The sequence below is a fragment of the Neorhizobium sp. PAMB6630 genome (assembly GCF_058242775.1).
In genome coordinates, this window is sequence record NZ_CM177836.1 from 2,018,191 (window position 1) to 2,041,465 (window position 23,275).

Annotated in this window: 25 protein-coding genes; 18 read left to right on the top strand and 7 right to left on the bottom strand. The window is 60.3% G+C overall.

Translation table 11 applies throughout. The features are described 5' to 3' along the window. Window positions 1-11: 11 nt before the first annotated feature. Together AC4CWF_RS09495 and lipA are read left to right on the top strand one after the other, a co-directional pair. Complete coding sequence (locus tag AC4CWF_RS09495) at window positions 12-260, top strand: GlsB/YeaQ/YmgE family stress response membrane protein (protein WP_491281447.1); 249 nt, start codon at window positions 12-14, stop codon at window positions 258-260. Window positions 261-294: 34 nt separating this feature from the next. Beyond that, complete coding sequence (gene lipA, locus AC4CWF_RS09500; protein ID WP_491281448.1) at window positions 295-1,272, top strand: lipoyl synthase; 978 nt, start codon at window positions 295-297, stop codon at window positions 1,270-1,272. Window positions 1,273-1,274: 2 nt separating this feature from the next. Here lipA and AC4CWF_RS09505 read toward each other — a convergent pair whose 3' ends face one another. Beyond that, entirely contained in the window at window positions 1,275-1,478 is a 204-nt protein-coding gene (locus AC4CWF_RS09505) for a hypothetical protein (protein ID WP_491281449.1), read from the bottom strand. A gap of 296 nt (window positions 1,479-1,774) precedes the next feature. Here AC4CWF_RS09505 and AC4CWF_RS09510 point away from each other — a divergent pair, with 296 nt between their 5' ends. After that, window positions 1,775-2,218: a type II toxin-antitoxin system RatA family toxin gene (locus AC4CWF_RS09510; RefSeq protein ID WP_491281450.1), complete on the top strand. Its 444-nt coding sequence runs from the start codon at window positions 1,775-1,777 to the stop codon at window positions 2,216-2,218. On the opposite strand, the gene AC4CWF_RS09515 is transcribed toward AC4CWF_RS09510, so the two are convergent. Both AC4CWF_RS09515 and AC4CWF_RS09520 read right to left on the bottom strand, forming a co-directional pair. After that, on the bottom strand, window positions 2,209-2,709 hold the full coding sequence (locus AC4CWF_RS09515) for a CinA family protein (RefSeq protein ID WP_491281451.1): 501 nt from the start codon (window positions 2,707-2,709) through the stop codon (window positions 2,209-2,211). The two genes, AC4CWF_RS09510 and AC4CWF_RS09515, sit on opposite strands and share 10 nt — an antisense overlap. Next, a complete protein-coding gene (locus AC4CWF_RS09520; RefSeq protein WP_491281452.1) occupies window positions 2,706-3,902 on the bottom strand; it encodes a bifunctional 2-C-methyl-D-erythritol 4-phosphate cytidylyltransferase/2-C-methyl-D-erythritol 2,4-cyclodiphosphate synthase in 1,197 nt (398 codons plus the stop codon). The genes AC4CWF_RS09515 and AC4CWF_RS09520 overlap by 4 nt, the downstream gene beginning before the upstream one ends. 181 nt (window positions 3,903-4,083) lie before the next feature. Between AC4CWF_RS09520 and dusB the strand changes: the two genes are divergently transcribed. The 10 genes from dusB to AC4CWF_RS09570 all read left to right on the top strand — a co-directional run bounded on the left by dusB (window position 4,084) and on the right by AC4CWF_RS09570 (window position 15,923). Further along, on the top strand, window positions 4,084-5,103 hold the full coding sequence (dusB, locus tag AC4CWF_RS09525; RefSeq protein WP_491281453.1) for a tRNA dihydrouridine synthase DusB: 1,020 nt from the start codon (window positions 4,084-4,086) through the stop codon (window positions 5,101-5,103). Then, the gene (locus AC4CWF_RS09530) at window positions 5,100-6,251 is read left to right on the top strand and encodes a two-component system sensor histidine kinase NtrB (protein WP_491281454.1); all 1,152 of its coding nucleotides are present in this window, start codon (window positions 5,100-5,102) and stop codon (window positions 6,249-6,251) included. Before dusB ends, AC4CWF_RS09530 begins: the two co-directional genes overlap by 4 nt. Further along, on the top strand, window positions 6,248-7,699 hold the full coding sequence (gene ntrC / locus AC4CWF_RS09535; protein WP_491281455.1) for a nitrogen regulation protein NR(I): 1,452 nt from the start codon (window positions 6,248-6,250) through the stop codon (window positions 7,697-7,699). The genes AC4CWF_RS09530 and ntrC overlap by 4 nt, the downstream gene beginning before the upstream one ends. A 182-nt stretch (window positions 7,700-7,881) precedes the next feature. After that, on the top strand, window positions 7,882-10,152 hold the full coding sequence (locus AC4CWF_RS09540) for a sensor histidine kinase NtrY-like (RefSeq protein ID WP_491281456.1): 2,271 nt from the start codon (window positions 7,882-7,884) through the stop codon (window positions 10,150-10,152). Next, window positions 10,142-11,506, top strand: coding sequence for a nitrogen assimilation response regulator NtrX (gene ntrX, locus AC4CWF_RS09545; protein ID WP_491281457.1), 1,365 nt, complete (start codon window positions 10,142-10,144; stop codon window positions 11,504-11,506). Before AC4CWF_RS09540 ends, ntrX begins: the two co-directional genes overlap by 11 nt. 42 nt (window positions 11,507-11,548) lie before the next feature. Then, entirely contained in the window at window positions 11,549-12,925 is a 1,377-nt protein-coding gene (gene trkA, locus AC4CWF_RS09550; RefSeq protein ID WP_491281458.1) for a Trk system potassium transporter TrkA, read from the top strand. A 336-nt stretch (window positions 12,926-13,261) separates the two neighbouring features. Then, a complete protein-coding gene (gene hfq, locus AC4CWF_RS09555; protein WP_056335505.1) occupies window positions 13,262-13,504 on the top strand; it encodes an RNA chaperone Hfq in 243 nt (80 codons plus the stop codon). A gap of 350 nt (window positions 13,505-13,854) precedes the next feature. After that, the gene (hflX, locus tag AC4CWF_RS09560) at window positions 13,855-15,195 is read left to right on the top strand and encodes a GTPase HflX (RefSeq protein ID WP_491285328.1); all 1,341 of its coding nucleotides are present in this window, start codon (window positions 13,855-13,857) and stop codon (window positions 15,193-15,195) included. Window positions 15,196-15,327: 132 nt separating this feature from the next. Further along, window positions 15,328-15,630, top strand: coding sequence for a ribbon-helix-helix domain-containing protein (locus tag AC4CWF_RS09565; protein ID WP_491281459.1), 303 nt, complete (start codon window positions 15,328-15,330; stop codon window positions 15,628-15,630). Beyond that, window positions 15,558-15,923, top strand: coding sequence for a type II toxin-antitoxin system RelE/ParE family toxin (locus tag AC4CWF_RS09570; protein WP_491281460.1), 366 nt, complete (start codon window positions 15,558-15,560; stop codon window positions 15,921-15,923). The genes AC4CWF_RS09565 and AC4CWF_RS09570 overlap by 73 nt, the downstream gene beginning before the upstream one ends. 47 nt (window positions 15,924-15,970) lie before the next feature. Here AC4CWF_RS09570 and mazG read toward each other — a convergent pair whose 3' ends face one another. Beyond that, window positions 15,971-16,792 (bottom strand): nucleoside triphosphate pyrophosphohydrolase, encoded by an 822-nt coding sequence (mazG, locus tag AC4CWF_RS09575; protein ID WP_491281461.1) that lies wholly within the window; start codon window positions 16,790-16,792, stop codon window positions 15,971-15,973. A 38-nt stretch (window positions 16,793-16,830) separates the two neighbouring features. Then, the gene (locus AC4CWF_RS09580; RefSeq protein WP_491281462.1) at window positions 16,831-17,418 is read right to left on the bottom strand and encodes a nucleoside deaminase; all 588 of its coding nucleotides are present in this window, start codon (window positions 17,416-17,418) and stop codon (window positions 16,831-16,833) included. A 297-nt stretch (window positions 17,419-17,715) separates the two neighbouring features. Here AC4CWF_RS09580 and AC4CWF_RS09585 point away from each other — a divergent pair, with 297 nt between their 5' ends. From AC4CWF_RS09585 to AC4CWF_RS09600, 4 genes are all read left to right on the top strand, one after another. After that, window positions 17,716-18,030 (top strand): DUF2849 domain-containing protein, encoded by a 315-nt coding sequence (locus AC4CWF_RS09585; RefSeq protein WP_491281463.1) that lies wholly within the window; start codon window positions 17,716-17,718, stop codon window positions 18,028-18,030. Window positions 18,031-18,037: 7 nt separating this feature from the next. After that, complete coding sequence (locus AC4CWF_RS09590; protein ID WP_491281464.1) at window positions 18,038-19,708, top strand: nitrite/sulfite reductase; 1,671 nt, start codon at window positions 18,038-18,040, stop codon at window positions 19,706-19,708. A gap of 20 nt (window positions 19,709-19,728) precedes the next feature. Continuing rightward, window positions 19,729-20,232, top strand: coding sequence for a DUF934 domain-containing protein (locus tag AC4CWF_RS09595; RefSeq protein ID WP_491281465.1), 504 nt, complete (start codon window positions 19,729-19,731; stop codon window positions 20,230-20,232). A gap of 168 nt (window positions 20,233-20,400) precedes the next feature. Next, the gene (locus AC4CWF_RS09600; RefSeq protein ID WP_491285330.1) at window positions 20,401-21,225 is read left to right on the top strand and encodes a ferredoxin--NADP reductase; all 825 of its coding nucleotides are present in this window, start codon (window positions 20,401-20,403) and stop codon (window positions 21,223-21,225) included. 106 nt (window positions 21,226-21,331) lie between these two features. Here the strand turns inward: AC4CWF_RS09600 and AC4CWF_RS09605 are convergent, their stop codons facing one another. Both AC4CWF_RS09605 and AC4CWF_RS09610 read right to left on the bottom strand, forming a co-directional pair. Beyond that, on the bottom strand, window positions 21,332-21,850 hold the full coding sequence (locus AC4CWF_RS09605; protein ID WP_491281466.1) for a M15 family metallopeptidase domain-containing protein: 519 nt from the start codon (window positions 21,848-21,850) through the stop codon (window positions 21,332-21,334). Window positions 21,851-22,074: 224 nt separating this feature from the next. After that, the gene (locus AC4CWF_RS09610; protein WP_491281467.1) at window positions 22,075-22,503 is read right to left on the bottom strand and encodes a plastocyanin/azurin family copper-binding protein; all 429 of its coding nucleotides are present in this window, start codon (window positions 22,501-22,503) and stop codon (window positions 22,075-22,077) included. A 221-nt stretch (window positions 22,504-22,724) separates the two neighbouring features. Here AC4CWF_RS09610 and AC4CWF_RS09615 point away from each other — a divergent pair, with 221 nt between their 5' ends. Beyond that, complete coding sequence (locus tag AC4CWF_RS09615) at window positions 22,725-23,201, top strand: BA14K family protein (RefSeq protein ID WP_491281468.1); 477 nt, start codon at window positions 22,725-22,727, stop codon at window positions 23,199-23,201. Window positions 23,202-23,275 lie beyond the last annotated feature (74 nt).

Below are 23,275 nucleotides of genomic sequence, written 5' to 3' on the forward strand. Positions count from 1 at the left end.
GGAGAACGGTCATGGAAGGTTTGGGTTTCTTAGGCACGATCATCATCGGCGGACTGGCCGGCTGGCTTGCCGGCATGCTGATGGATCTGCGTTTTGGCGTGTTCATGAACATCGTCATCGGCGTGGTGGGCGCAGCCCTTGCCACCGCCATTCTGGAGCGTGCCGGCATCTGGGTGGAACCCGGCGCCTGGGGCGGTCTGGTCAGCGGTTTCATTGGCGCCTGCGCTCTGCTATTTGTCGCCAAACTCGTGAGACGCTAAACACCGCGCGAAGCGGTCAGGAAAGCAATTTGTCATGGTTACAATTCTTGACAGGATCTCGCCTCCAGACGAGACCAAGCGTGCCCGCCATCCGGAAAAGGCGCACCGTCCCGATACGGAGGTGATGCGCAAGCCGGAGTGGATCCGCGTCAAGGCGCCGACATCAAAGGGTTATGCCGAAACGCGTTCCATCGTGAAGGAGCACAAGCTGGTCACCGTCTGCGAGGAGGCCGGCTGCCCCAATATCGGCGAGTGCTGGGACAAGAAACACGCCACCTTCATGATCATGGGCGAGATCTGTACCCGCGCCTGCGCCTTCTGCAACGTATCGACCGGCAAGCCCAACGCGCTGGATATGGACGAGCCGGAAAATGTTGCCAAGGCCGTCAAGCAGATGGGCCTCTCCCACGTCGTCATCACCTCCGTTGACCGCGATGATCTGGCCGACGGTGGCGCCGAACATTTCGAAAAGGTGATCTGGGCCATTCGCGCCGCATCGCCGCTGACGACAATCGAGATCCTGACACCGGACTTTCTGAAGAAGCCCGGCGCGCTGGAGCGCGTCGTGGCGGCAAAGCCCGATGTGTTCAACCATAATATGGAAACGGTGCCCGGCAATTACCTGACGGTGCGCCCCGGCGCGCGCTATTTCCATTCCGTGCGCCTGCTGCAGCGGGTGAAGGAACTCGATCCGACGATGTTCACCAAATCCGGCATCATGGTCGGCCTTGGGGAAAAGCGCAATGAAGTGCTGCAGCTGATGGACGACCTGCGCACCGCAGATGTCGATTTCCTCACCATCGGTCAGTATCTGCAGCCGACACGCAAGCACCACAAGGTGATGAGCTTCGTCACGCCGGACGAGTTCAAGTCTTACGAGACGGTGGCCTATACGAAGGGTTTCCTGATGGTGGCCTCGAGCCCGCTGACCCGCTCCTCGCACCATGCCGGCGACGATTTCGCACGCCTTCGGGCCGCCCGCGAGAAGAAGCTGATGATTGCGGCCGAGTAAGCCTAGTCGTCGGTGACGATCTGGCCGCGCTTGCGCTCGCGCAACTCGAAGCGGTGGCTGCGTGCCTCCGCCTTGGCGACTTCGACCAGGTAGACCAGCATCGTCAGGTTGTTCATTTCAGCGAGCTGCCGGGCCGATTCGAGCAGCCGCATGACCTGTGTGAAATCGTCTGTCATTCTTGCCATGTTGTTTGGTTGCATCATCATGCCATTTCATCTCTTGACCATTCTTTCGCGGGCTGCCCGGCCTGCTGAAATGAGCCGGACATTGTCGCCCAAAAAGGAAACGAGGCCCCAAGACACTGTTTTTTCTGCGTAATCCGATGTCGAACCTGTTGCGGCACACAACGCGCGACAGCAGGGAACCGCCTGCTGTTCGATCCGCCCATCACAATTCTTGGTGATAAAGGTTAAATTCGCATTAGGCCTGTCTGGAAAAACTCCAGACAGCACGCGACCAACTGTCTCTTGCCAACCGATCGTTCCACCACTAGCTCAGTGTCATGCCAAAATTTGAAAATCACCGCCCTGTCCGGCATTCCCCAGAAGACATGTTCGCGCTGGTTGCGGATATCGAAAAATATCCGCAATTCCTTCCGCTCTGCGACGGGCTGACGGTGCGCTCCCGCAAGGAGCGTGACGGCAAGACCCTGCTGGTGGCGGATATGACCGTTGGCTACAAGGCCATCCGCGAGACCTTTACGACGCAGGTCCTGCTCAACCCGGCCGAGCTGACCATCGATGTCAAATATATCGAGGGACCGTTCAAGTATCTCGACAACCGCTGGCATTTCACGCCGGCGCCTGACGGCTGCGTGGTGGATTTTTTCATCGACTACGAGTTCAAGAGCCGCATTCTCGGCGCCGTGATGGGCTCGATGTTCGACCGGGCGTTTCGCATGTTTGCAGAAGCCTTCGAAACGCGCGCCGACAAGATTTATGCCTGAGCAAGCTCGATCAGCAGGGATAACGCCGTGCTGACGGTTGCCAGGCGCACGCCATCGCGGCCGAGATCGCCATAGCGCATCTCGCGGTGGAGGAGGGCGCCGGTCTTTGTCATCGCCGCGATGTGGACGAGGCCGACCGGCTTTTCGACCGACCCGCCACCGGGGCCGGCAATGCCGGTGACTGCCACGGCCACGGATGCGTTCGAGCGGTGCAGCGCGCCTTTGACCATCTGCAGTGCCGTTTCGCGCGACACGGCGCCAAATATCTGAAGCGTTGCGGCATCGACACCGATCAGCTCCTGCTTTGCCGCATTGCTATAGGTCACAAAACCCCGGTCAACGACGGCAGAGGAACCGGAAATCTCGGTGAGCGCGCCGGCAATCAGCCCGCCGGTGCAGGATTCGGCTGTTGCCACCTGCCAGCCGCGCGCCGCGCAAAGGCTGATCACCTGCTGCGCCAAAACCTCTATCTCGCCCGCAAACACGCTCATGGCTTCAGGAAGCCGTAAACGACGGTTGCGGTTGCAATGGCGGCAATGCCTTCCTTGCGGCCGATAAAGCCGATTTTTTCATTGGTGGTCGCCTTCACCGAACAGCGGTCGAGCGAAATACCGAGGATGTCCGAGAGATTGCGGCGCATGGCCTCGCGGTGCGGCGCAATCTTCGGTGCTTCCGCCACGAGCGAAATATCGGCATTGGTGATAATGCCGCCGTGCTGGCGCACAATCTCGGCCGCATGCGCCAGAAAGATCCGTGATGCCGCCCCCTTCCATTGCATATCGCTCGGCGGAAAATGATCGCCGATATCACCGGCGCCGCAGGTGGCAAGCAACGCGTCGGTCAGCGCATGGAGCGCCACGTCGGCATCCGAATGGCCGCTCAGTTTCTGGTCATGGGGCATGAACACGCCGCAAAGCGTCACGCCGTCGCCCGGCACCAGTTGATGCACGTCATAACCATTGCCGGTGCGCACATCAGGCAGCATCTGCGCGGAGGAAAGTTTTTCGTCGGCCATGGCAAGGTCTCGCTTGATCGTCAGTTTCACATTGTCCGCGGATCCCTCGACAAGCCGGACCGTCAGTCCGGCCCATTCGGCAATCGAGGCATCGTCGGTAAAATCGTCGCGCCGGAGGCTTGCGGCCTTTTCATGCGCGGCACGGATGGCGGGAAGAAAAAAGCTCTGCGGTGTCTGGGCGGCATAAAGCCCGGCGCGCGGCACGGTTTCATGCACCACACCATCGGCGCCGGCGCGTTTCAGCGTATCCGTCACGGCCATGGCGGGCAGGATGGCCTCCTCACCGTCGTCAAACGCTTGTGCGATCCGGTTGAGCAGCGCGTGATCGACAAAGGGGCGTGCGGCATCGTGGATCATCACATGGGTCGCATCAGTTTGCGAAAGCGCCCGCAGGCCGGCGAAGACTGATTGCTGGCGCGTTTCACCGCCAAACGTGGTGATCAGCGATCCGGCGTCGGCCAAGCCGTTGATCGCGTCTGAAAAGAGCGCCTCGTCGTCCGGATGGATCACCACGACCACAGGACCGGAGCGCGGCCAGCCGAGGAACGGTTTCAGCGTATGGCGAATGACCGCCTCACCACCGATGCGGCGATACTGCTTGGGGCCTTCCTGGGGCGAACCGGCCCGCTCTCCGCGTCCCGCTGCCACGATAACGATGCCAATTGTCATGAAACTGCCTGCCGGGCTCGCTAACTGGTGGGATTGACGGGAGTAAAGGACTGGGTGAGTTGACACTGGAGAACTATAGACTCAAAACGCCCATTTCCAGCACGTCGCCCAGAAATATCGCAGTTTGGGAATTGCTCTTGGCAAACGCTCAATCTGTGAATAAAAATAGTGCAGAAACTTTATGTGCCCGAAAGATCATCACTTGAATCCTCCATCCCTCGCTCGTCCTTTTTCGATTGGGCCTGTCGCGATCCGCAATCGGGTTGTGCTGGCGCCGATGTCGGGCGTGACGGATTTACCCTTCCGCCAGCTCGCCTGGCGTTATGGGGCAGGGCTTGTGGTGACGGAAATGGTGGCAAGCCGCGAACTGGCCGCCAATCGTGGCGAATCATGGGAACGCCTGAAGGGCACCGGCATTCGCCCGCACATGGTGCAGCTCGCCGGGCGCGAGGCCCACTGGATGGCCGAGGCCGCCCGCATCGTAGAGGCCAATGGCGCCGATATCGTCGATATCAACATGGGCTGTCCGGCAAAGAAGGTCACGGGCGGTTATTCCGGCTCGGCGCTGATGCGCGATCCCGATCATGCGCTGTCGCTGATCGAGGCGGTGGTGGGGGCCGTCTCCATTCCCGTCACCGTCAAGATGCGGCTCGGCTGGGATGAGACGTCCTTGAATGCGCCTGAGATTGCCGCCCGCGCAGAACAGGCCGGCGTAAAAATGATTACCATGCATGGCCGCACCCGCATGCAGTTTTACGAAGGCCGCGCCGATTGGGATGCGATTGCCCGCGTGCGCGAGGTCATTGCCATTCCGCTGGTTGCCAATGGTGATGTGGAGACGGTGGACGATGCCCACGAAATCCTGCGCCGCTCCGGTGCCGATGCGGTGATGCTCGGGCGCGGCGCGCAGGGGCGTCCCTGGCATCCCGGCGTTCTTGCCGGCCACGCTCTGCCGTCGCCCCGCGAGATGGCCGATGTCGCCTGCGAACACTATGAGATGATGCTGGAATTTTATGGACGCGAAGCCGGTCTTCGCCATGCCCGCAAACAAGTGGGCTGGTATCTAGACCGTTGTGCGCCGCATTTTGCGGCGGAACGAAAGGCAGCACTGATGACGGAGAAAAATGCCGATGTGGTCGCGCGTGTCCTCTGGGACGCGATTGCCACAGGGGCCGGCAACGCCAGCAGGGAGGCAGCATGAGCGCGATCTCGCACGATGGCAGCGGCAACAACCCGCTGGCCATGGCGGTGCTGAATTCGGTGCAGAACCCGGTTATCCTGGTGGATGACACCGGGCGCATCGCTTTTGCCAACTGGGAGGCAGAGGCCTTTTTCGGTGCCAGCGCCTCGCATCTGGCCCGCAACAAGATTTCCACCTTCATTCCCTTCGGTAGCCCGCTTCTGGCGCTGATCGACCAGGTGCGCGACCGCCGCGCCCCCGTCAACGAATACCGTGTCGACCTGTCCTCGCCGCGGCTTGGCCAGGAGAAGCTCGTCGACCTCTATGTGGCGCCTGTCGTCAGTGAGCCGGGTTCGGTGGTCGTCGTCTTCCAGGAGCGCAGCATGGCCGACAAGATCGACCGGCAGCTGACGCACCGCGCCGCCGCCCGTTCGGTGACCGGCCTTGCCTCCATGCTGGCGCATGAAATCAAGAACCCGCTGTCCGGCATCCGAGGTGCGGCCCAGCTTCTGGAAAGCGTTGTTCCCGACGAGGATCGGTCGCTGACGCGCCTCATCTGCGATGAGACCGACCGCATCGTTTCGCTGGTCGACCGCATGGAAGTATTTTCCGATGAGCGACCGGTCGACCGGCTGCCGCTCAACATTCACTCCGTGCTCGACCATGTAAAGGCAATCGCCAAGGCCGGTTTTGCCCGCGACATCAAGATCCTTGAAAACTACGATCCGTCGCTGCCATCGGTCTATGCCAACCGCGACCAGCTGGTGCAGGTGTTTTTGAACCTCATCAAGAACGCCTCCGAAGCCATCGGCGACCAGCAGGATGGCGAGATCATGCTGACGACGGCCTATCGCCCCGGCATCCGGCTGTCGGTTGCCGGCACGCGCGAGAAAATCTCGCTGCCGCTGGAATTCTGCGTCATCGACAATGGACCGGGTGTGCCGAGCGATCTCGTGCCGCACCTGTTTGATCCCTTCATCACCACCAAGACCAATGGCTCCGGCCTTGGCCTTGCGCTTGTTGCAAAAATCATCGGCGCCCACGGCGGCATCGTCGAATGCGACAGCCAGGCCCGCCGAACGATTTTCCGCGTTTTGATGCCCATGCACAAGGATGACGGCTACCCCGATGATGGCCGCAGCTTGAACACGACAGGAAACTTTAAATGACCGCTACGATCCTTGTCGCCGACGACGACGCGGCCATCCGCACCGTACTGAACCAGGCGCTGACCCGCGCGGGCTACGACGTCCGCATCACCTCGAATGCCGCCACGCTCTGGCGCTGGATTTCCGCCGGCGAGGGCGATCTCGTCGTCACCGACGTCGTCATGCCCGACGAGAACGCCTTTGACCTTCTGCCGCGCATCAAGAAATCCCGGCCGGAACTGCCGGTTCTGGTCATGAGCGCCCAAAACACCTTCATGACGGCGATCAAGGCCTCGGAAAAGGGCGCCTATGATTACCTGCCAAAACCCTTCGACCTCACCGAACTGATCGCCATCATCGGCCGAGCGTTGGCCGAGCCGAAGCGCAAGCCGGCAAAGCTCGATGACGACATGCAGGATGGTATGCCGTTGGTTGGCCGTTCCGCCGCCATGCAGGAAATCTACCGCGTTCTCGCCCGCCTGATGCAGACGGACCTGACGCTGATGATCACCGGCGAATCGGGCACCGGCAAGGAACTGGTGGCGCGCGCGCTCCATGATTACGGCAAGCGCCGAAACGGCCCCTTCGTTGCCATCAACATGGCGGCCATCCCGCGCGACCTCATCGAATCGGAACTGTTTGGCCATGAGAAGGGCGCGTTTACCGGCGCGCAGAACCGCTCCACCGGCCGGTTCGAGCAGGCCGAGGGCGGCACGCTCTTCCTCGACGAAATCGGCGATATGCCGATGGATGCGCAGACGCGTCTTCTGCGCGTGCTGCAGCAGGGCGAATATACCACCGTTGGCGGGCGAACCCCGATCCGCACCGACGTGCGCATCGTCGCGGCCACCAACAAGGATTTAAAGCAGCTGATCAACCAGGGTCTGTTCCGCGAAGACCTCTACTATCGCCTGAACGTGGTGCCGCTGCGCCTGCCGCCTCTGCGGGATCGCGCCGAAGACATTGCCGATCTGGTGCGCCACTTCATGCAGCTCGGCGAAAAGGAAGGCCTTGACGCCAAGCGTTTCGACAATGAAGCGCTGGATGTGATGAAGGGTTATGCCTGGCCCGGCAATGTGCGCGAGTTGGAAAACCTCGTGCGCCGGCTGATGGCACTTTATCCCCAGGAAGTCATCACCCGCGAAATCATGGAGTCGGAGCTTCGTTCGGACGTCCCCGACAGCCCGATCGACAAGATGGGCGCGCGCTCGGGCAATCTCACCATCGCGCAGGCGGTGGAGGAGAACATGCGCAGCTATTTCGCCGGTTTTGGCGATAACCTGCCGCCTCCAGGCCTTTATGACCGCGTGCTGACCGAAATGGAATATCCGCTGATCCTTGCCGCACTCACCGCCACGCGCGGCAACCAGATCAAGGCTGCCGATCTTCTTGGCCTCAACCGCAACACTTTGCGCAAGAAAATCCGCGAACTCGGTGTCTCCGTCTACCGCAGCTCGCGCGGCGCATAAGCCTTTGCTGCTTGACAGCGCAGGACACCTCGTTGCATTTTCGCCACATTGCGTTGCTCAATAGTCACGCAAGGGCGCCTTGGCATAAGCCTCTCGGGGGCGAACATGTGTTCGCCGTCGCGGAGACCTTGGGTCACATGCATGCGCCTCGCGTTCCCGCGAGGTTAGAAGTGGATTTCGGAATGACAGATGGCTTGGCAACCGACGCCGGAGACGATCCGGCGACGTTGGTGCAGGACCGCAGGGCCTCGTTTGCGCTGCCCGGCCTGCTGCTGGCTGGCGGTGCGCTGTCCTGTGCGATGTTCACCCTGTTCGTGCTGCTTGGACTGACGCCGATTGCGCCGACGACCAATGTCGTTATTGCCTCTGCCGTTCTCAACGCATTGTTCGTGCTCGGCCTGATGTATCTGATTGCCCGCGAGGTTGGCCGGCTTTTGAAGGCCCGGCGGCGGGGCAGGGCGGCCGCAAGGCTGCATGTGCGCATCGTCGTGCTGTTTTCCTTCGTGGCGATTACACCTGCCGTTCTCGTCGCGATCTTTGCCAGTATCACGCTGAATGTCGGGCTCGACCGCTGGTTTTCGCTGCGCACCCAGTCGATCGTGCAGTCGTCGCTTGATGTCGCCCAGGCCTATATGCTGGAAAACGCCAGCTACCTGCAGGGCCAGACCGTCTCGATGGCCAATGATCTCGAGCGCAACCGCGCCATGTTTTATCTCGACCGCACCGGCTTCGTTGATCTGATGACGCGCCAGGCGCGCGGGCGCGGCCTGCTCGGTGCCTTTCTGGTGCGCGAGGACGGCACGGCAATCGCCCAGGCCGACATCAAGACGGAACGGCCGCTGCCGGCCATCCCGAAGGATGCCCTGGCAAGCTCTGCGGCCGGCCAGCCGACGCTCATTCCGCCCGGCGTCACTAACCTCGTCGGCGCCATCATCCGGCTCGATGCGATCTCCGGCGCCTTCCTCTATACGATCCGCGCGGTCGATCCGAAGGTCATGGCCGCCATGCGGCTGATGGAGGATAACCGCGCCGAATACCAGTCGATGGAAGCAGGCCGCATGAGCCTGCAGGTGGCCTTTGCGGTTCTTTACCTCGGCTTTGCGCTGATCGTGCTTCTCGCCGCCATCTGGACGGCCATTGCCGTTGCCGACCGCATCGTCCGGCCGATCCGCCTGCTGATCAGCGCCGCCGACAGCGTCGCGACCGGCAATTTGAGCGTCGTCGTGCCGGTACGCTCGGCAGATGGTGACGTTGGCAACCTGTCGCGGACCTTCAACAAGATGATTTCGCAGATCCGCAGTCAACGCGACGAAATTCTGGTGGCGAAGGACGAGGTGGACGACCGCCGACGGTTCATCGAGGCCGTGCTTTCCGGCGTCACGGCAGCCGTGATCGGCGTCGAGGACGACAATCGCATCACCATCGTCAATCCGTCTGCCGAAGACGTTCTGGCGCTTCCGGCCGCCGAACTTCTGGGCCAGCCGCTGTCGGACGTGGCACCGGAGATCGATCAGGTGCTGAAGGAGGCCACGGGGCGGGCGCGCGCAGACTTCCGCAAGGAGGTCTACCTGATGCGCGGCGGCAAGGAGCGCACGCTTTCGGTGCAGGTAACGCGCGAGGAGCAGCGCAATTCCGCCGAATCCTACGTGATCACGCTCGACGACATCACCGATCTGGTGATTGCGCAGCGCTCCACCGCCTGGGCCGATGTTGCCCGCCGCATCGCCCACGAGATCAAGAACCCGCTGACGCCCATCCAGCTCTCGGCCGAGCGCCTGAAGCGCCGCTACGGCAAGCAGATCGACGAGAGCGACCGGGCCGTGTTTGACCAGTGCACCGACACGATCGTACGCCAGGTCGGTGATATCGGCCGTATGGTCGACGAGTTTTCCGCCTTTGCGCGGATGCCAAAACCCGCCAAGGAACGTGCCGATCTTCGCGACATCGTGCGCGACGCGATCTTTCTGCGCGAAATGGGCACGAGCCATGTCAGGTTCCAGCGGGAACTGGGCGATGCGCCGCTCGAAGGCCTGTTTGATGCGCGCATGCTGGGACAGGCATTTGGCAATCTCATCAAGAACGCCGTCGAATCGATTGAAGCCGTGCCAAGCGAGGAAGAACGCGACGGTCGCCGCGTGCTGGTGCGCGCCGCCTTCGATGCCAGCCGCGATGAATTCAAGGTTGATGTGATCGACAATGGCAAGGGGCTTCCGGTGGAAAACCGTCACCGGATCCTGGAACCCTATATGACGATGCGCGAAAAAGGCACCGGCCTTGGGCTCGCGATCGTCAAGAAAATCATCGAGGAACATGGCGGGCAGCTCGAATTGCACGATGCGCCGGCCGATTTCGATCATGGCAAAGGCGCCATGATCCGGGTGATCCTGCCGCATCCCCAGGCGGCAGCAGCCCCCGAAACAGACAATGAAAAGGAAGTGTCCTATGGCGTCTGATATTCTGGTCGTGGATGACGAAGCCGACATCCGTGATATCGTGTCCGGCATTCTCTCCGACGAAGGCCATGAGACGCGCGTTGCCCATGACAGCGACAGCGCGCTGGCTGCCATCTCCGACCGCGTACCCCGCCTCGTCTTCCTCGACATCTGGATGCAGGGCAGCAAGCTCGACGGACTGGCCTTGCTGGACGAGATAAAGGCACGCCATCCGGACCTGCCGGTGGTGATGATTTCCGGCCACGGCAATGTCGAGACAGCGGTTTCCGCCATCAAGCGCGGCGCTTTCGATTTTATCGAAAAGCCGTTCAAGGCCGACCGGCTGATCCTGATTGCCGAGCGGGCGCTGGAAAACTCAAAACTGCGCCGCGAGGTGACGGAACTGAAGAAGCGCACCGGCGACGCCGGAGAACTGGTCGGCACCTCCGTTGCAATCTCGCAGCTGCGCCAGACCATCGAGAAGGTTTCGCCGACCAACAGCCGCATCATGATCCTTGGACCTTCCGGTTCCGGCAAGGAACTGGTGGCCCGCATGATCCACCGTCGCTCGTCGCGTGCCGCCGGGCCCTTTGTGGCGCTGAATGCCGCAACGATCACGCCCGAGCGCATGGAAATGGCGCTGTTCGGCTCTGAAGGCGGGCCTGGCCAGCCGCGCAAGATCGGCGCGCTGGAAGAGGCCCATCGCGGCATTCTCTACCTCGACGAAGTGGGAGAAATGCCGCGCGAGACGCAAAACAAGATCCTGCGCGTGCTGGTCGACCAGCAGTTCGAGCGCGTCGGCGGCAACAAGCGGGTCAAGGTCGATGTGCGCATCATCTCCTCCACCGCCTACAATCTCGAAAGCCTGATCGGTGAGGGAATATTCCGCGAGGATCTGTATCACCGGCTTGCTGTCGTTCCGGTCAAGGTGCCGGCCCTTGCCGAGCGTCGCGAGGATATTCCCTTCCTTGTCGATGGCTTCATGCGCCAGATTTCCGAACAGGCCGGCATTCGTCCGCGCAAGATCGGTGACGATGCCATGGCGGTGCTGCAGGCCCATGACTGGCCGGGCAATTTGCGCCAGTTGCGCAACAATATCGAGCGGCTGATGATTCTGGCCCGCACCGATGGGCCCGACACGCCGATTTCCGCCGATATGCTGCCGACCGATCTCGGCGACATGCTGCCAAAGATGTCCGGCAAGGGCGATCACCACATCATGACACTGCCGCTTCGCGAAGCACGCGAAATGTTCGAGCGCGATTATCTGGTGGCGCAGATCAACCGGTTCGGCGGCAATATTTCCCGCACCGCCGAATTCGTCGGCATGGAACGCTCGGCGCTCCATCGCAAGTTGAAATCACTCGGCGTTTAATGTGCTATTGCGACTGAAAGCGCCGGGGGTTGAGGGGACGTCATGAAGGTAATTATTTGCGGCGCGGGCCAGGTTGGCTACGGCATCGCGGAACGGCTGTCGCAAGAGGATAACGAAGTGTCCGTCATCGACACTTCGGCAACGCTGATCAATGCGATTACCGAGACGCTGGATGTGCGCGGTTATGTCGGCCACGGCGCCCATCCGGACGTCCTGGCCAAGGCCGGCGCAGAGCAGGCGGACATGATCATCGCCGTCACCCTCTATGACGAAGTGAACATCGTGGCCTGCGAGGTGGCGCATGCGCTGTTCAGCGTGCCCACGAAAATTGCCCGCATCCGCGCTCAAAGCTACCTACTGCCGGAATATGCCGATCTGTTCAGCAGCAAGAACATGTCGATCGACGTGACGATTTCGCCGGAAATCGAAGTCGGCAAGATGGTGTTGCGGCGCATCTCGTTTCCGGGAGCCACCGACGTTGCGCGGTTCGCCGAAGACCATATCGCCATGGTTGCCATCGAATGTATGGAAGACTGCCCGGTCATCAGCACGCCGCTCGAACAGTTGAGCCAGCTGTTTCCCGATCTTGTCGCCACCGTCGTCGGCATCCACCGCCAGGGCCGGCTGTTCGTTCCCCGCTCGGCCGACCAGCTGCAGGCGGGCGATCTCGCCTATGTCATCTGCCAGCGCGACCACACGCGGCGCACGCTCGGCCTGTTCGGCCACGAGGAAAAGGAAGCCGGCCGCATCATTATCGCCGGTGGCGGAAATATCGGCCAATATGTTGCCCGCCGCATCGAGGAAATGCAGCCGAAGACACGCATCAAGATCATCGAGAGCGACCGGGACCGCGCCGTTGCCGTCTCCGAGCACCTGCGCCACACGATCGTGCTGCATGGCTCGGCACTCGACCAGAACATTCTCCAGCAGGCCGATATCCAGGATGCCGATCTGATCGTGACGCTCACCAACAGCGACCAGGTCAATATCTTAAGCGCCGTGATGGCCAAGGCGCTGGGCTGCAAATCCAATCTCGTACTGGTCAATTCGTCGTCTCTCGGCGATGTCAGTGCTTCCCTCAATATTGATTCGCTGATCAATCCGCGCGCCGTGACCATTTCCCGTGTTCTCCAGCACGTGCGAAAGGGACGTATCCGCTCCGTTTATGCGGTGCAGAACGGCGCCGCCGAGGTGATCGAGGCCGAAGCGCTGGAAACCTCGCCGCTCGTTGGCCGCCCCTTCCGCGATCTCGACCTGCCGGCGGGCATCCGTATCGGTGCGATCATGCGCAACGGCACGGTGCTGCGCCCGAGCGGCGACACCCGCATCCGCGCCCGGGATCGCGTCGTGCTGTTTGCAACCTCAAAGGCCGTGAAGGATGTCGAGCAACTGTTTCGCGTGTCGATCCAGTATTTTTAAACACGACACCCGCATTTGCCGCAAGCCAAGGCGGTTGCGATTCGCATCGCCACGCTGCCGTGACGCGCGCACCTCCAGCCCCGTGTTTCTTCGCGGGCGCAATCCAGGTGAGGGCATCCGCTTATTCCCTCCGCAAAGGGCTTTGAGCGCGCCGTATTAGGGGTTGTGGCGGCGTTTTTCCATCTCACCGCCGTCGTGTATTCGGCGTTGCGGAAAAGACGGCGATTTGATAACCAATCATGCGGATTGCGGAGGCAGGAGAGGGTTTGCCACTGTTTTCTCACGCGTGATCAATATCCCGGCGCTCAAGCCGGCAAGAAAGAAAGAAGCGGCGCTATGGCGGAACGTTCTCAAAATCTTCAGGATCTGTTTCTCAACACGGTCCGGAAGCAGAAAATCTCTCTCACCATCTTTCTCATCAACGGCGTCAAGTTGACGGGCGTTGTGACGTCCTTCGACAATTTCTGCGTGTTGCTGCGCCGGGACGGGCATTCGCAGCTCGTCTACAAGCATGCAATTTCGACCATCATGCCGGGCCAGCCGATGCAGATGTTCGAAAGCGAAGAGAGCGCGGCCTGAACATACCCCCAGAGGCAATTTCCATGATTGCCGGTTGAATTGCGGTTCCGCTCGCACCATCTGTGGCACGAGCGGGCTGCGATGCCATTGATGCTTGCCCGTGCCCTTACCCTCGTGCCACGGCGTCATCGGTTGAACGGCAGGATGCCTTCAGGGAGCCCATGCGCGCCTTGAACGGTGCCCGCACTCTTGAAAAGCACGTCACGACGCTTCAGGGTCCCACATCGCTCAATTCGGCATTTAAGAACGCAGCGTGTGCTGCCTGTCACTGAAGGACGATCACCATTACCACGACGCGCGATACATCCAACGAATCCCTCGTGCCGGAAATGGAAAAGCGGCGCGATGATATGCGCGCCGTCGTGCTGGTGCCGGTTCTGAAACAGAACAAGGGCACGCGCACACTGCCGGGCGATGCATCCAGCTTTGCGCCGCGGCGCACCGACGAGAGCCGGCTGGAAGAGGCGATTGGCCTTGCACGCGCGATCGATCTGACGATTGTGCAAGGTCTGATCATCCCGGTCGCCCAGCCGCGTCCGGCAACCCTCATCGGCACCGGCAAGATCGAGGAAATCGGCGCGCTTCTCGATGAACATGATGCCGGTCTCATCATTGTCGATCATCCGCTGACGCCGGTGCAGCAGCGCAATCTCGAAAAACACTGGAATGCCAAGGTCATCGACCGCACCGGTCTGATCCTTGAAATTTTCGGCCGCCGCGCCTCCACCAAGGAAGGCACGCTGCAGGTGGATCTGGCGCATCTCAACTACCAGAAGGGCCGTCTGGTGCGCAGCTGGACCCACCTTGAACGTCAGCGCGGTGGCGCAGGCTTCATGGGTGGCCCGGGTGAAACCCAGATCGAGGCCGACCGGCGCATGCTGCAGGACCGCATCGTCAAGCTTGAGAAGGAGCTTGAACAGGTGGTGCGCACGCGCCAGCTGCACCGCGCCAAGCGCCGCAAGGTGCCGCATCCGATCGTGGCGCTTGTCGGTTATACCAATGCCGGCAAGTCGACGCTGTTCAACCGCATCACCGGTGCGGGTGTTCTCGCCGAAGACATGCTGTTTGCGACGCTCGACCCGACGCTTCGCCGCATGAAGCTGCCGCATGGCCGCACCGTCATCCTCTCCGACACCGTTGGCTTTATTTCAGACCTGCCGACGCACCTGGTCGCCGCCTTCCGGGCGACGCTGGAAGAAGTGCTGGAGGCCGATCTAGTCCTTCACGTGCGCGATATGTCCGACCCTGACAATGGCGCCCAGGCTGGCGACGTGCTGCGTATTCTCGCCGACCTCGGGATCGATGAGAAGGAACGGGACGCCCATATCATCGAAGTGTGGAACAAGGTCGACCGCCTTGAGCCGGAAGCTCATGACGCCATCACCGAAAAGGCTGCCGGGCGCGAAAACGTCATGGCGGTCTCGGCCGTCACCGGCGAGGGCGTCGATGCTCTCATGGACGAGATTTCGCACCGCCTCTCAGGCGTGCTGACCGAAGTGACGATCGTCGTTCCGCCGCAAAAGCTGTCGCTGGTCTCCTGGGTCTACGATAACGCGCTGGTCGATGGTCGCGAGGACCGCGAGGACGGCTCGGTTGCCTTCGATCTCAGGCTTTCGGGAGAGCAGGCCCAGGCACTGGAGCGCAAGCTCGGCGTGCTGATGGCGCCGGAAAAGGAAGAGTGGGAGCGGTAGGACCAGGTTCGCCAGTTTCTCGCCTGAGGGGCTGCCTGATGACACACGGACAGCGGTTTGCCAGCGTACCGAAAATCTTGCCTATTTCACGGCAATATGGTGTCATATTCCCTTGAGAAGAGGAAGGCTCCTATGAAAGCGAACCACGCCTTGACCATTACACTGCCGCCGGATCTGGCCGAGATGGTGGACTTGAAGGTGAGGTCCGGAGAGTACGCTTCTGAACAAGAGGTCATCACCGAAAGTCTTCGATCGCTTGCGGCCGAGAGCGAGGGGATCGAGGACTGGATCAATGAGACAGCCCTTCCAACGGTCGATCGTCTGGCTGCAAATCCATCCCGCGCAGTTGATGACGCGCAAGCATGGCGGCAGATAAAGGCACATATAGATGCGCGCCGCGGCTCTTCGCAATCCAGCAAGCCACTCATCAAGTGACCTATGTAGTAAAATTCGCGCCTGAGGCGGTGACGGATTTTGCGGAACTCTATGATTATCTGTTGCCACGCGCCGGTGACGCTGACGCAACGCGATACGTCGCAGAAATTTATGCCTATTGCCTCGGGTTCGCGACCTTCCCGAAACGGGGCCAAGAGCGCACAGAGCGAAAGGGGCTTCGCACCGTCGGTCCTCGTCGACAAGCCACGATTGCCTTTCAAGTGCGCGACGGCACGGTGACAATCATCCGACTGTTTCATCGTGGCCGAAAGATCGATCTTCCAGAAACATGATGCCTGCAGGCTCGGTGTACCGAAGTATTACCGTGCCTTCGCGGCCTTCACTCCCCAGCCTTTGCCGCCTGCCACAAGGCTTCCATCTCCTCCAGCGTAGCCGCTTCCAGCGTCACACCCAGTTCCTGAAGTGACGTTTCGATATAGCTGAAGCGCCTGCGGAATTTGATGTTGGTGCCGCGCAGGGCCTGCTCCGGATCGGCTTTTACGTGACGACCGATATTGACGAGCGCAAAGATGAGATCGCCCAGCTCGTCCTTCACCTTGTGCGGCTTGCCGCTTTGCAGCGCCTCGCGCAACTCACCAATTTCCTCCTCGATCTTGTCAAGGATCGGTTCGGCTTCGGACCAGTCGAAACCGACTTTTGCGGCACGCTCCTGCAGTTTCAACGCTTCGGTCAATGCTGGCTGGCTGCGCTGGACGCTGCCGAGAAAACCTGCCTTGGCATCGTCCGTCAGGCCGCGCCGGGCGCGACGGTCTGCTCTTTCACGCTTTTCCGCCGCCTTGATCTCATCCCACTGCACCTTGACCGCATCCGGTGTCGCGACATCAGAGCGGGCAAAGACATGTGGATGGCGGCGGATCATCTTGGTCATCACCGCCTCAACCACATCACCGAATTCAAACTCGCCAGCCTCGGCGGCCATCTGCGCGTGAAAAACCACCTGGAACAGCAGGTCGCCCAGCTCGTCCTTCAGGTCCTCCATGTCATTGCGCTCGATGGCATCGGCCACCTCATAGGCTTCCTCGATCGTATAGGGCTTGATCGTCTCGAATGTCTGCTCGACATCCCAGGGGCAGCCGGTCTGGCGATCGCGAAGCGCGGACATGAGGTCGATCAGGCGCGAAATGTCGCGTGAGGGCTGCATAGGGCAGGCATCCTTTACGGTAATCTTAGAGGTATGTGTCAGTTGAGCGGGATACTGTTGCCGTTCTTGCTCTCCTGGTAGATCGCGGAGAGTTCGTCATAGCGGGCCTTCAGGGCAGCCACCTTGTCACGCATACGCTGCCGTTCCGCACCGTCGGCGCTTTCCACCAGATCCGAAATGGCAAAGGCATTCCAGAAGGCGTTTTTGCGGCGATAACCGCCCGGTTCCAGGTCAAACACTTCCTTGAGGATTTTCAGGTCATGCGGAATGGCAAAGGCATCGCGCGAATCCTCATGGCTGAAGAAATAATAGAAATTATCAAATCCCGCCCAGGTGATCGCCGACATGCACATGGTGCAGGGTTCGTGGGTGGAAAGAAAGATCAGGTCGCGCGTATCCGGCTTTTCACCCATCTCGTAAAACCGCTTCAGCGTATGGACTTCCCCGTGCCAGAGCGGGTTTTCCAACTCGTTATTGGTCTCGGCAATCACCAGCGACAGATCGGACTTGCGCAGGATTGCCGCACCGAACAGCTTGTTGCCGGTTTCGACGCCGCGGGCGGTGAGCGGAATGATATCGTTTTCGATGACATCGAGAAGTCTCGAGGCGAGGGGATGTCCGGTCACGGATGCTGGTCCTTCATGAGTGGAGCGCAAGAGATGGGTTATCTTAAACCGGCGAGGCAGATGCGGGCAAAGCCTTTTCAACGTCTTGCTGCATTGCAGTGTGGATCGTGGCTGTGGACGCACTACAGGCTTATTTTTCCCCGTTGTGCTCAATGCCGGAACAGAAATACTCCACCGGCAGCGGTTGCGGATTTGCGTTTCTTCTAACCCCATTTGCGCTCTGTCATAATACAGGCACACGCATTAGAGAACCGGTCCGCCCATTACGGGGCCGGGCACGACGATGGGAATGGAGACATGACAGACAAGGTGTTGACCGCCAATCGCCTGACCGATGGCATTGCCGTGTGGCTGGATGCAGGCGGCGCTTGGAACGAGCGCCTGCAGGATGCGCTTGTTGCCCGCCACGCGGAGGCCGTTACCTCCCTCGAAGCCATCGGCAAGCGTGACTTTTCGGCCAACCTCGTCGTCGACGTCAATATCGTCGAAGTGGAAGAGGTGAACGGCACGCTTCGCCCGCTTCGCCTGCGCGAGCGTATCCGCGCCGCAGGCCCCACCATGGACTATGCCGCCGGCTTTGCCCCCGCCGACCCGGCCTTTATCGCAGCCTGAGGATATCATGTATCGTTACGACGAGTTCGACCACGCCTTTGTATCGTCCCGCGTGGAACAGTTCCGCGACCAGGTGACGCGCCGCCTGTCCGGCGAACTGGCCGAGGATGCCTTCAAGCCGCTGCGCCTGATGAACGGCGTTTATCTGCAATTGCATGCCTACATGCTGCGGGTTGCCATTCCCTATGGCACGCTGAACAGTCGCCAGATGCGGATGCTCGCCCATATCGCGCGCAAATATGACCGTGGTTACGGCCATTTCACCACGCGCCAGAACATCCAGTACAACTGGCCAAAGCTGTCCGATACGCCTGACATCCTTGCCGAACTTGCTTCCGTCGAAATGCACGCGCTGCAAACGTCAGGCAATTGCATTCGCAACGTCACGGCCGATCATTTTGCTGGCGCCGCCGCAGACGAAGTGGCCGATCCGCGCCCTTACGCGGAAATCCTTCGCCAGTGGTCGTCTGTCCATCCGGAATTTTCCTACCTGCCGCGCAAGTTCAAGATTGCCGTGACCGGTGCCGAGCGCGACCGCGCCGCCATCCAGGTGCACGACATCGGCCTGCACCTCAAAAAGAACGAGGACGGAAAGATTGGTTTTGCAGTTTATGTCGGCGGCGGGCAGGGCCGCACGCCGATGGTGGCAAAGAAGATCCGCGATTTCCTGCCGGAAGAGGATCTTCTGTCCTACACGACAGCCATCATGCGCGTGTACAACCTGCACGGCCGGCGCGACAACAAATACAAGGCCCGTATCAAGATCCTCGTTCACGAGACGGGTGCCGAAGAACTGGCACGTCAGGTGGATGAGGAATTTGCCCATCTGCAGGGCGCTGAACTGACGCTGCCAGAGGCCGACATTCAGGCGATTACCACCTATTTTGCACCGCCGCCGCTCGGTGAACGGTCCGAAGGCTGGGCGCAGCTTGCCGGCTGGAAAAAGGCAGACGCCAATTTCGCCCGCTGGGTGGATCAGAACGTGCAGCCGCACAAGCACCCCGATTACGGTATGGTGACGATCTCGCTAAAGCCGATCGGCGGCATTCCCGGTGACGCCACCGATGTGCAGATGGAGGCGATTGCCGAGATCGCCGAGGACTATGGCTTCGACGAAATCCGCATCAGCCACGAGCAGAACGTCATCCTGCCGCATGTGGCGCTGGCCGATCTCGAACCCGTCTACCGGGCGCTGGTGGCGCAAGGGCTGGCGACCGCCAATGCCGGCCTGATCACCGACATGATCGTCTGTCCCGGCTTGGACTATTGCGCGCTCGCCAATGCGCGCTCCATCCCGGTGGCGCAGGCCATTTCCACCCGCTTCGGCTCGGCCGAGCGGCAGGCGGAAATCGGCGAACTGAAGATCAAGATATCGGGCTGTATCAATGCCTGTGGCCATCACCATATCGGCCATATCGGGCTTCTCGGTGTCGAGAAGAAGGGTGCCGAACTGTACCAGATCACGCTTGGCGGGTCCGGCGATGAACACACCTCGATTGGCGAGATCATCGGGCGCGGTTTTGAGCCGGACAAAGTGACGGACGCGGTGGAAAAGATCGTCGACACCTATCTCGGGCTTCGCCTGTCAAAGGATGAGATTTTTCTCGATGCCTATCGTCGCGTCGGGCCGCAGCCGTTCAAGGACGCGCTCTACGGCCAGACGGCAGCAGCGGCATGACGGGCGAGGGGAAGACACCGATGACACGCATCTGGAAAGAAACCGGCTTTGTCGAGAACGATCCCTGGATCATCGAAACCGAGGAGGTGAAGGCGGAAGGTGACCAGCGGCCGCTGCTGTCGCTCGACCGGCTGATCGAAGAGGCCGATGCCAGCAACGAAGTCGGCTTCGGCGTTCTGATCAAGCCCGCGGACGATGTGCGCCGGCTAGAACCTTATCTTTATCGGCTGGAACTGGTAGCGGTCGAATTTCCGGCATTCAGCGATGGCCGTGGCTTCAGCCATGCCTCATTGCTGCGTGAACGGCTGGCCTACAAGAACGAGTTGCGCGCCGTGGGCGACGTTCTGATCGACCATGTGCCGCTGATGCTGCGCTGCGGCTTTGACAGCTTTTCCGTCACCAACGCCACGGCCCTGAAGCGGCTCGGCGAAAACCGCCTGCCTGGTATCGATGTGCATTACCAGCCAACAGCGCGCACGGCGAAGGCTGGCGAAGCCTATAGCTGGCGCCGCCGCTCCGCCTGATGGTGGCACCCCATCTGCGGGAAAACCGCGGATGGGTGTAAAGCTGACTTTGCCGCACATATTTTTCACGCCAGGCGCGGCATATGAACGTGCATCTCTTCAAATGCGCCAAGGCATGGTATATTTCGCGTCTGCGAGATGAAACGACAACAGGACGAGACGACCGGTATGAATGCTCCCGCCAAGACCGAAGAGTTTGCCGCAAAGCCAGAGATCAAGATTCCCGATGGCGTCTATGCCGAAACGGTTCTGGCGGTAGAGCATTATACGGACCATCTGTTCCGCTTTCGCATGACGCGCCCGGCCGGTTATCGCTTCCGCTCCGGCGAGTTTGCCATGATCGGCCTGATGGTCGGCGACAAGCCGATCTACCGTGCCTATTCGATCGCAAGTCCGTCCTGGGACGAGGAACTGGAATTCTTCTCGATCAAGGTGCCGGATGGGCCGCTGACCTCGCACCTGCAGAAGATCAAGCCGGGCGACACCGTGTTGATGCGCAAGAAGCCGACGGGCACGCTGGTTCTGGATGCGCTCACCCCCGGCAAACGTCTCTACATGTTTTCGACCGGCACCGGCATCGCGCCCTTTGCCAGCCTCATCCGCGATCCCGAAACCTATGAAAAATTCGAGGAAGTCATCCTCACCCATACCTGCCGCGAAATCGCCGAGCTGAAATACGGTTTTGATCTGATGGAAGAGATCCGTAACCACGAGTTCCTGGCGGAAATCGTCGGCACCAAGCTGAAGCATTATCCGACGGTGACGCGCGAAGCCTATCCCTACCAGGGCCGTATCACCGACCTCATGGAAAGCGGCAAGCTCTACACAGATCTTGGCGTGCCGCCGCTTGATCCCGTCATCGACCGCGGCATGATCTGCGGCTCCACAGCCATGCTGAAGGACACCAAGGACCTGCTGGAAAAGGCAGGGCTGACCGAAGGCGCCAATAACAAGCCAGCCGAATTCGTCATCGAACGGGCCTTTGTCGGCTGAGTTTTCAGAGAACCTCAGCCGTTAGGCTTCGCTTAAAGCGAAACGTTTAAGCCGGCAGGCGATGCGGCGGGCCGGCAGGCGCTGACGCCTGTCTACTATCCCGCCGTCAGCGCCACATGTTGAACTCCACGAAGGATTGGCGGTTACGCCCGTCCAGCTGGTAGTGATGGGCGTCTATGGACACTTTCTTGCCCGCCTGGCGACGCCGTGCCGTATAGGCGATCACCTCGTCTTCCAGATCTGCCGCATTGCCGGGAAGCTGGGTCAATGTGCGGTCCCACACGCCGCCCCAGACAAGCGGCACCGCGAGTTCCTGGCTGGCGTGATGCATGGCGGCAGCGACATGGTAGAGGGGTATGCGTTCGAAGCGAACCTTGCCGTTGATAAAGGGGGCGAGGTCGACGGCGTGGGCAAACCCCGTATCCGTCTGTCTGAGATGCAGGCTGGTCAGGGTTTGGGCAACGCCGCACCTGACATATTCCTTCTGCTCTTCCAGTGTTCGTAATCCGTCATGGACGCGAAATTCGATGACGCAGATCTCCATAGCCCGCTCTACAACGGATACGAGCCTGGGGTGGACGTCAGTCAATGCCTGGGTAATATCCTGATGCCGTGAAATCCGCATGTAAATCTCCAAAGCGAGATCATGTCATAATCTCGCCATAGGAAATCCGCCATTGATATTATCAGAAAAATACTGACGAAAAGCAACCCTGGGTATTTATCTTATTATGATAAACTAATAACTTAAGGCCTTTTTTGCCGATGTGGACTCGTATGACGTGTATTTTTGCCGACAAGAAGATTTGCATCATATTCTAAATTATAGATGCCATTATACATAAAATATTATGGTGTAACGGTGAGCTTTGCTTTCATTCCGGCTTCATAATGTCCATTGATATTGCAGAGGAGAAGGTAATTTCCGGCCGCGAGCTTCACCTTCAGCTGTCCATCCTTGCCGGCCTTCAGATCGGCGATTTCGCCGAGGCTCTTCAGCTTGCTTTCATCGACACGGTGCTTGGCAGCGTTAACAGGGACGGTCTCGTCAGCCGACTTGAGCTTGACGAGAACCATTTCGTGTTCTTCGCTCATCGCGTCGTTGTGAACCATGAACGTCACCTCGCCGGCCGGAACTGTCGTGTGGTCGAGGCTGATGGTCATTGGGCCGCCGGCTTCGCCATCCTCCTTGACCATGATGGTGCTGGCGGCAAAGGCCTCTGTGGAGAGGGTGAGCGAGAGGGCAACAAGTGTCGAAAGGCGCAGGGAAAGGGCCATGAGGGTTCTCCGTGGGTTGACCATACGCATCGGATAGGGCGCGAAGCTGACAGGACCCTGAAGGCCGAAATCGCTTGCGGCAGACGGCATATATTGCTCTGCCCCGCTTAGCCGGGGATACCGGCCGAAAGCAAGCCTGGTGCCCTGCGGTAAAGACGCCCGGGAACCTTAAGCGGCGGCGTGCGTTAACCGGCACCTCTGGATATGTTTGGACGAACGTAATGAATAAACTGATGATTGCCGTCGTATCGCTGGCAACAGCCCTGACCAGCCTGCCGGCCATGGCCGCGCCCGCATTCGTGGCGCGCCCGATGGGTCAGATGACGACATCCGCGCCTGAAGCGACAGTGCAGACCGTTGGGTGCAACAATATGACCAACTGCCCGGAGCTTAACCCGCGCTGGGGCAATGGGTCCGGTCGCTGGGATCGTGACCGCGGCCACCGCTGGGATCGCCGGGATTATCGCAGCGACCGCCGCGACTACCGTGATCGCGACCGCCGTCACCATAACAATGCCGGCGCCATCATCGGTGGTCTGGCGGCAGGTGCAGTCATCGGTGGCATCATCGCGTCGCAGCAGGGCAACCGCACCGTCAGTGGCTCGCACGAACAATACTGCGCCAGCAAATACCGCTCGTACCGCGCCTATGACAACACCTACCAGCCGCTGAGCGGCCCACGTCAGCAGTGCCGTTAATCACATCCAACCTTTGGCTGACATGCAAAAATCCCCGGTGTTGAGCCGGGGATTTTTTTATGCGCGTTATCGGA

Coding starts and splice junctions, on each gene's coding strand:
- AC4CWF_RS09530 (WP_491281454.1), top strand. CDS start 5,100: ATGAGCGCGATCTCGCACGATGGCAGCGGCAACAACCCGCTGGCCATG.
- trkA (WP_491281458.1), top strand. CDS start 11,549: ATGAAGGTAATTATTTGCGGCGCGGGCCAGGTTGGCTACGGCATCGCG.
- ntrC (WP_491281455.1), top strand. CDS start 6,248: ATGACCGCTACGATCCTTGTCGCCGACGACGACGCGGCCATCCGCACC.
- AC4CWF_RS09510 (WP_491281450.1), top strand. CDS start 1,775: ATGCCAAAATTTGAAAATCACCGCCCTGTCCGGCATTCCCCAGAAGAC.
- AC4CWF_RS09605 (WP_491281466.1), bottom strand. CDS start 21,850: ATGCGGATTTCACGGCATCAGGATATTACCCAGGCATTGACTGACGTC.
- ntrX (WP_491281457.1), top strand. CDS start 10,142: ATGGCGTCTGATATTCTGGTCGTGGATGACGAAGCCGACATCCGTGAT.
- AC4CWF_RS09565 (WP_491281459.1), top strand. CDS start 15,328: ATGAAAGCGAACCACGCCTTGACCATTACACTGCCGCCGGATCTGGCC.
- AC4CWF_RS09610 (WP_491281467.1), bottom strand. CDS start 22,503: ATGGCCCTTTCCCTGCGCCTTTCGACACTTGTTGCCCTCTCGCTCACC.
- AC4CWF_RS09615 (WP_491281468.1), top strand. CDS start 22,725: ATGAATAAACTGATGATTGCCGTCGTATCGCTGGCAACAGCCCTGACC.
- AC4CWF_RS09495 (WP_491281447.1), top strand. CDS start 12: ATGGAAGGTTTGGGTTTCTTAGGCACGATCATCATCGGCGGACTGGCC.
- AC4CWF_RS09515 (WP_491281451.1), bottom strand. CDS start 2,709: ATGAGCGTGTTTGCGGGCGAGATAGAGGTTTTGGCGCAGCAGGTGATC.
- AC4CWF_RS09540 (WP_491281456.1), top strand. CDS start 7,882: ATGACAGATGGCTTGGCAACCGACGCCGGAGACGATCCGGCGACGTTG.
- AC4CWF_RS09520 (WP_491281452.1), bottom strand. CDS start 3,902: ATGACAATTGGCATCGTTATCGTGGCAGCGGGACGCGGAGAGCGGGCC.
- lipA (WP_491281448.1), top strand. CDS start 295: ATGGTTACAATTCTTGACAGGATCTCGCCTCCAGACGAGACCAAGCGT.
- AC4CWF_RS09600 (WP_491285330.1), top strand. CDS start 20,401: ATGAATGCTCCCGCCAAGACCGAAGAGTTTGCCGCAAAGCCAGAGATC.
- mazG (WP_491281461.1), bottom strand. CDS start 16,792: ATGCAGCCCTCACGCGACATTTCGCGCCTGATCGACCTCATGTCCGCG.
- AC4CWF_RS09585 (WP_491281463.1), top strand. CDS start 17,716: ATGACAGACAAGGTGTTGACCGCCAATCGCCTGACCGATGGCATTGCC.
- AC4CWF_RS09570 (WP_491281460.1), top strand. CDS start 15,558: ATGGCGGCAGATAAAGGCACATATAGATGCGCGCCGCGGCTCTTCGCA.
- AC4CWF_RS09595 (WP_491281465.1), top strand. CDS start 19,729: ATGACACGCATCTGGAAAGAAACCGGCTTTGTCGAGAACGATCCCTGG.
- AC4CWF_RS09590 (WP_491281464.1), top strand. CDS start 18,038: ATGTATCGTTACGACGAGTTCGACCACGCCTTTGTATCGTCCCGCGTG.
- hfq (WP_056335505.1), top strand. CDS start 13,262: ATGGCGGAACGTTCTCAAAATCTTCAGGATCTGTTTCTCAACACGGTC.
- AC4CWF_RS09505 (WP_491281449.1), bottom strand. CDS start 1,478: ATGATGATGCAACCAAACAACATGGCAAGAATGACAGACGATTTCACA.
- hflX (WP_491285328.1), top strand. CDS start 13,855: ATGCGCGCCGTCGTGCTGGTGCCGGTTCTGAAACAGAACAAGGGCACG.
- dusB (WP_491281453.1), top strand. CDS start 4,084: ATGTGCCCGAAAGATCATCACTTGAATCCTCCATCCCTCGCTCGTCCT.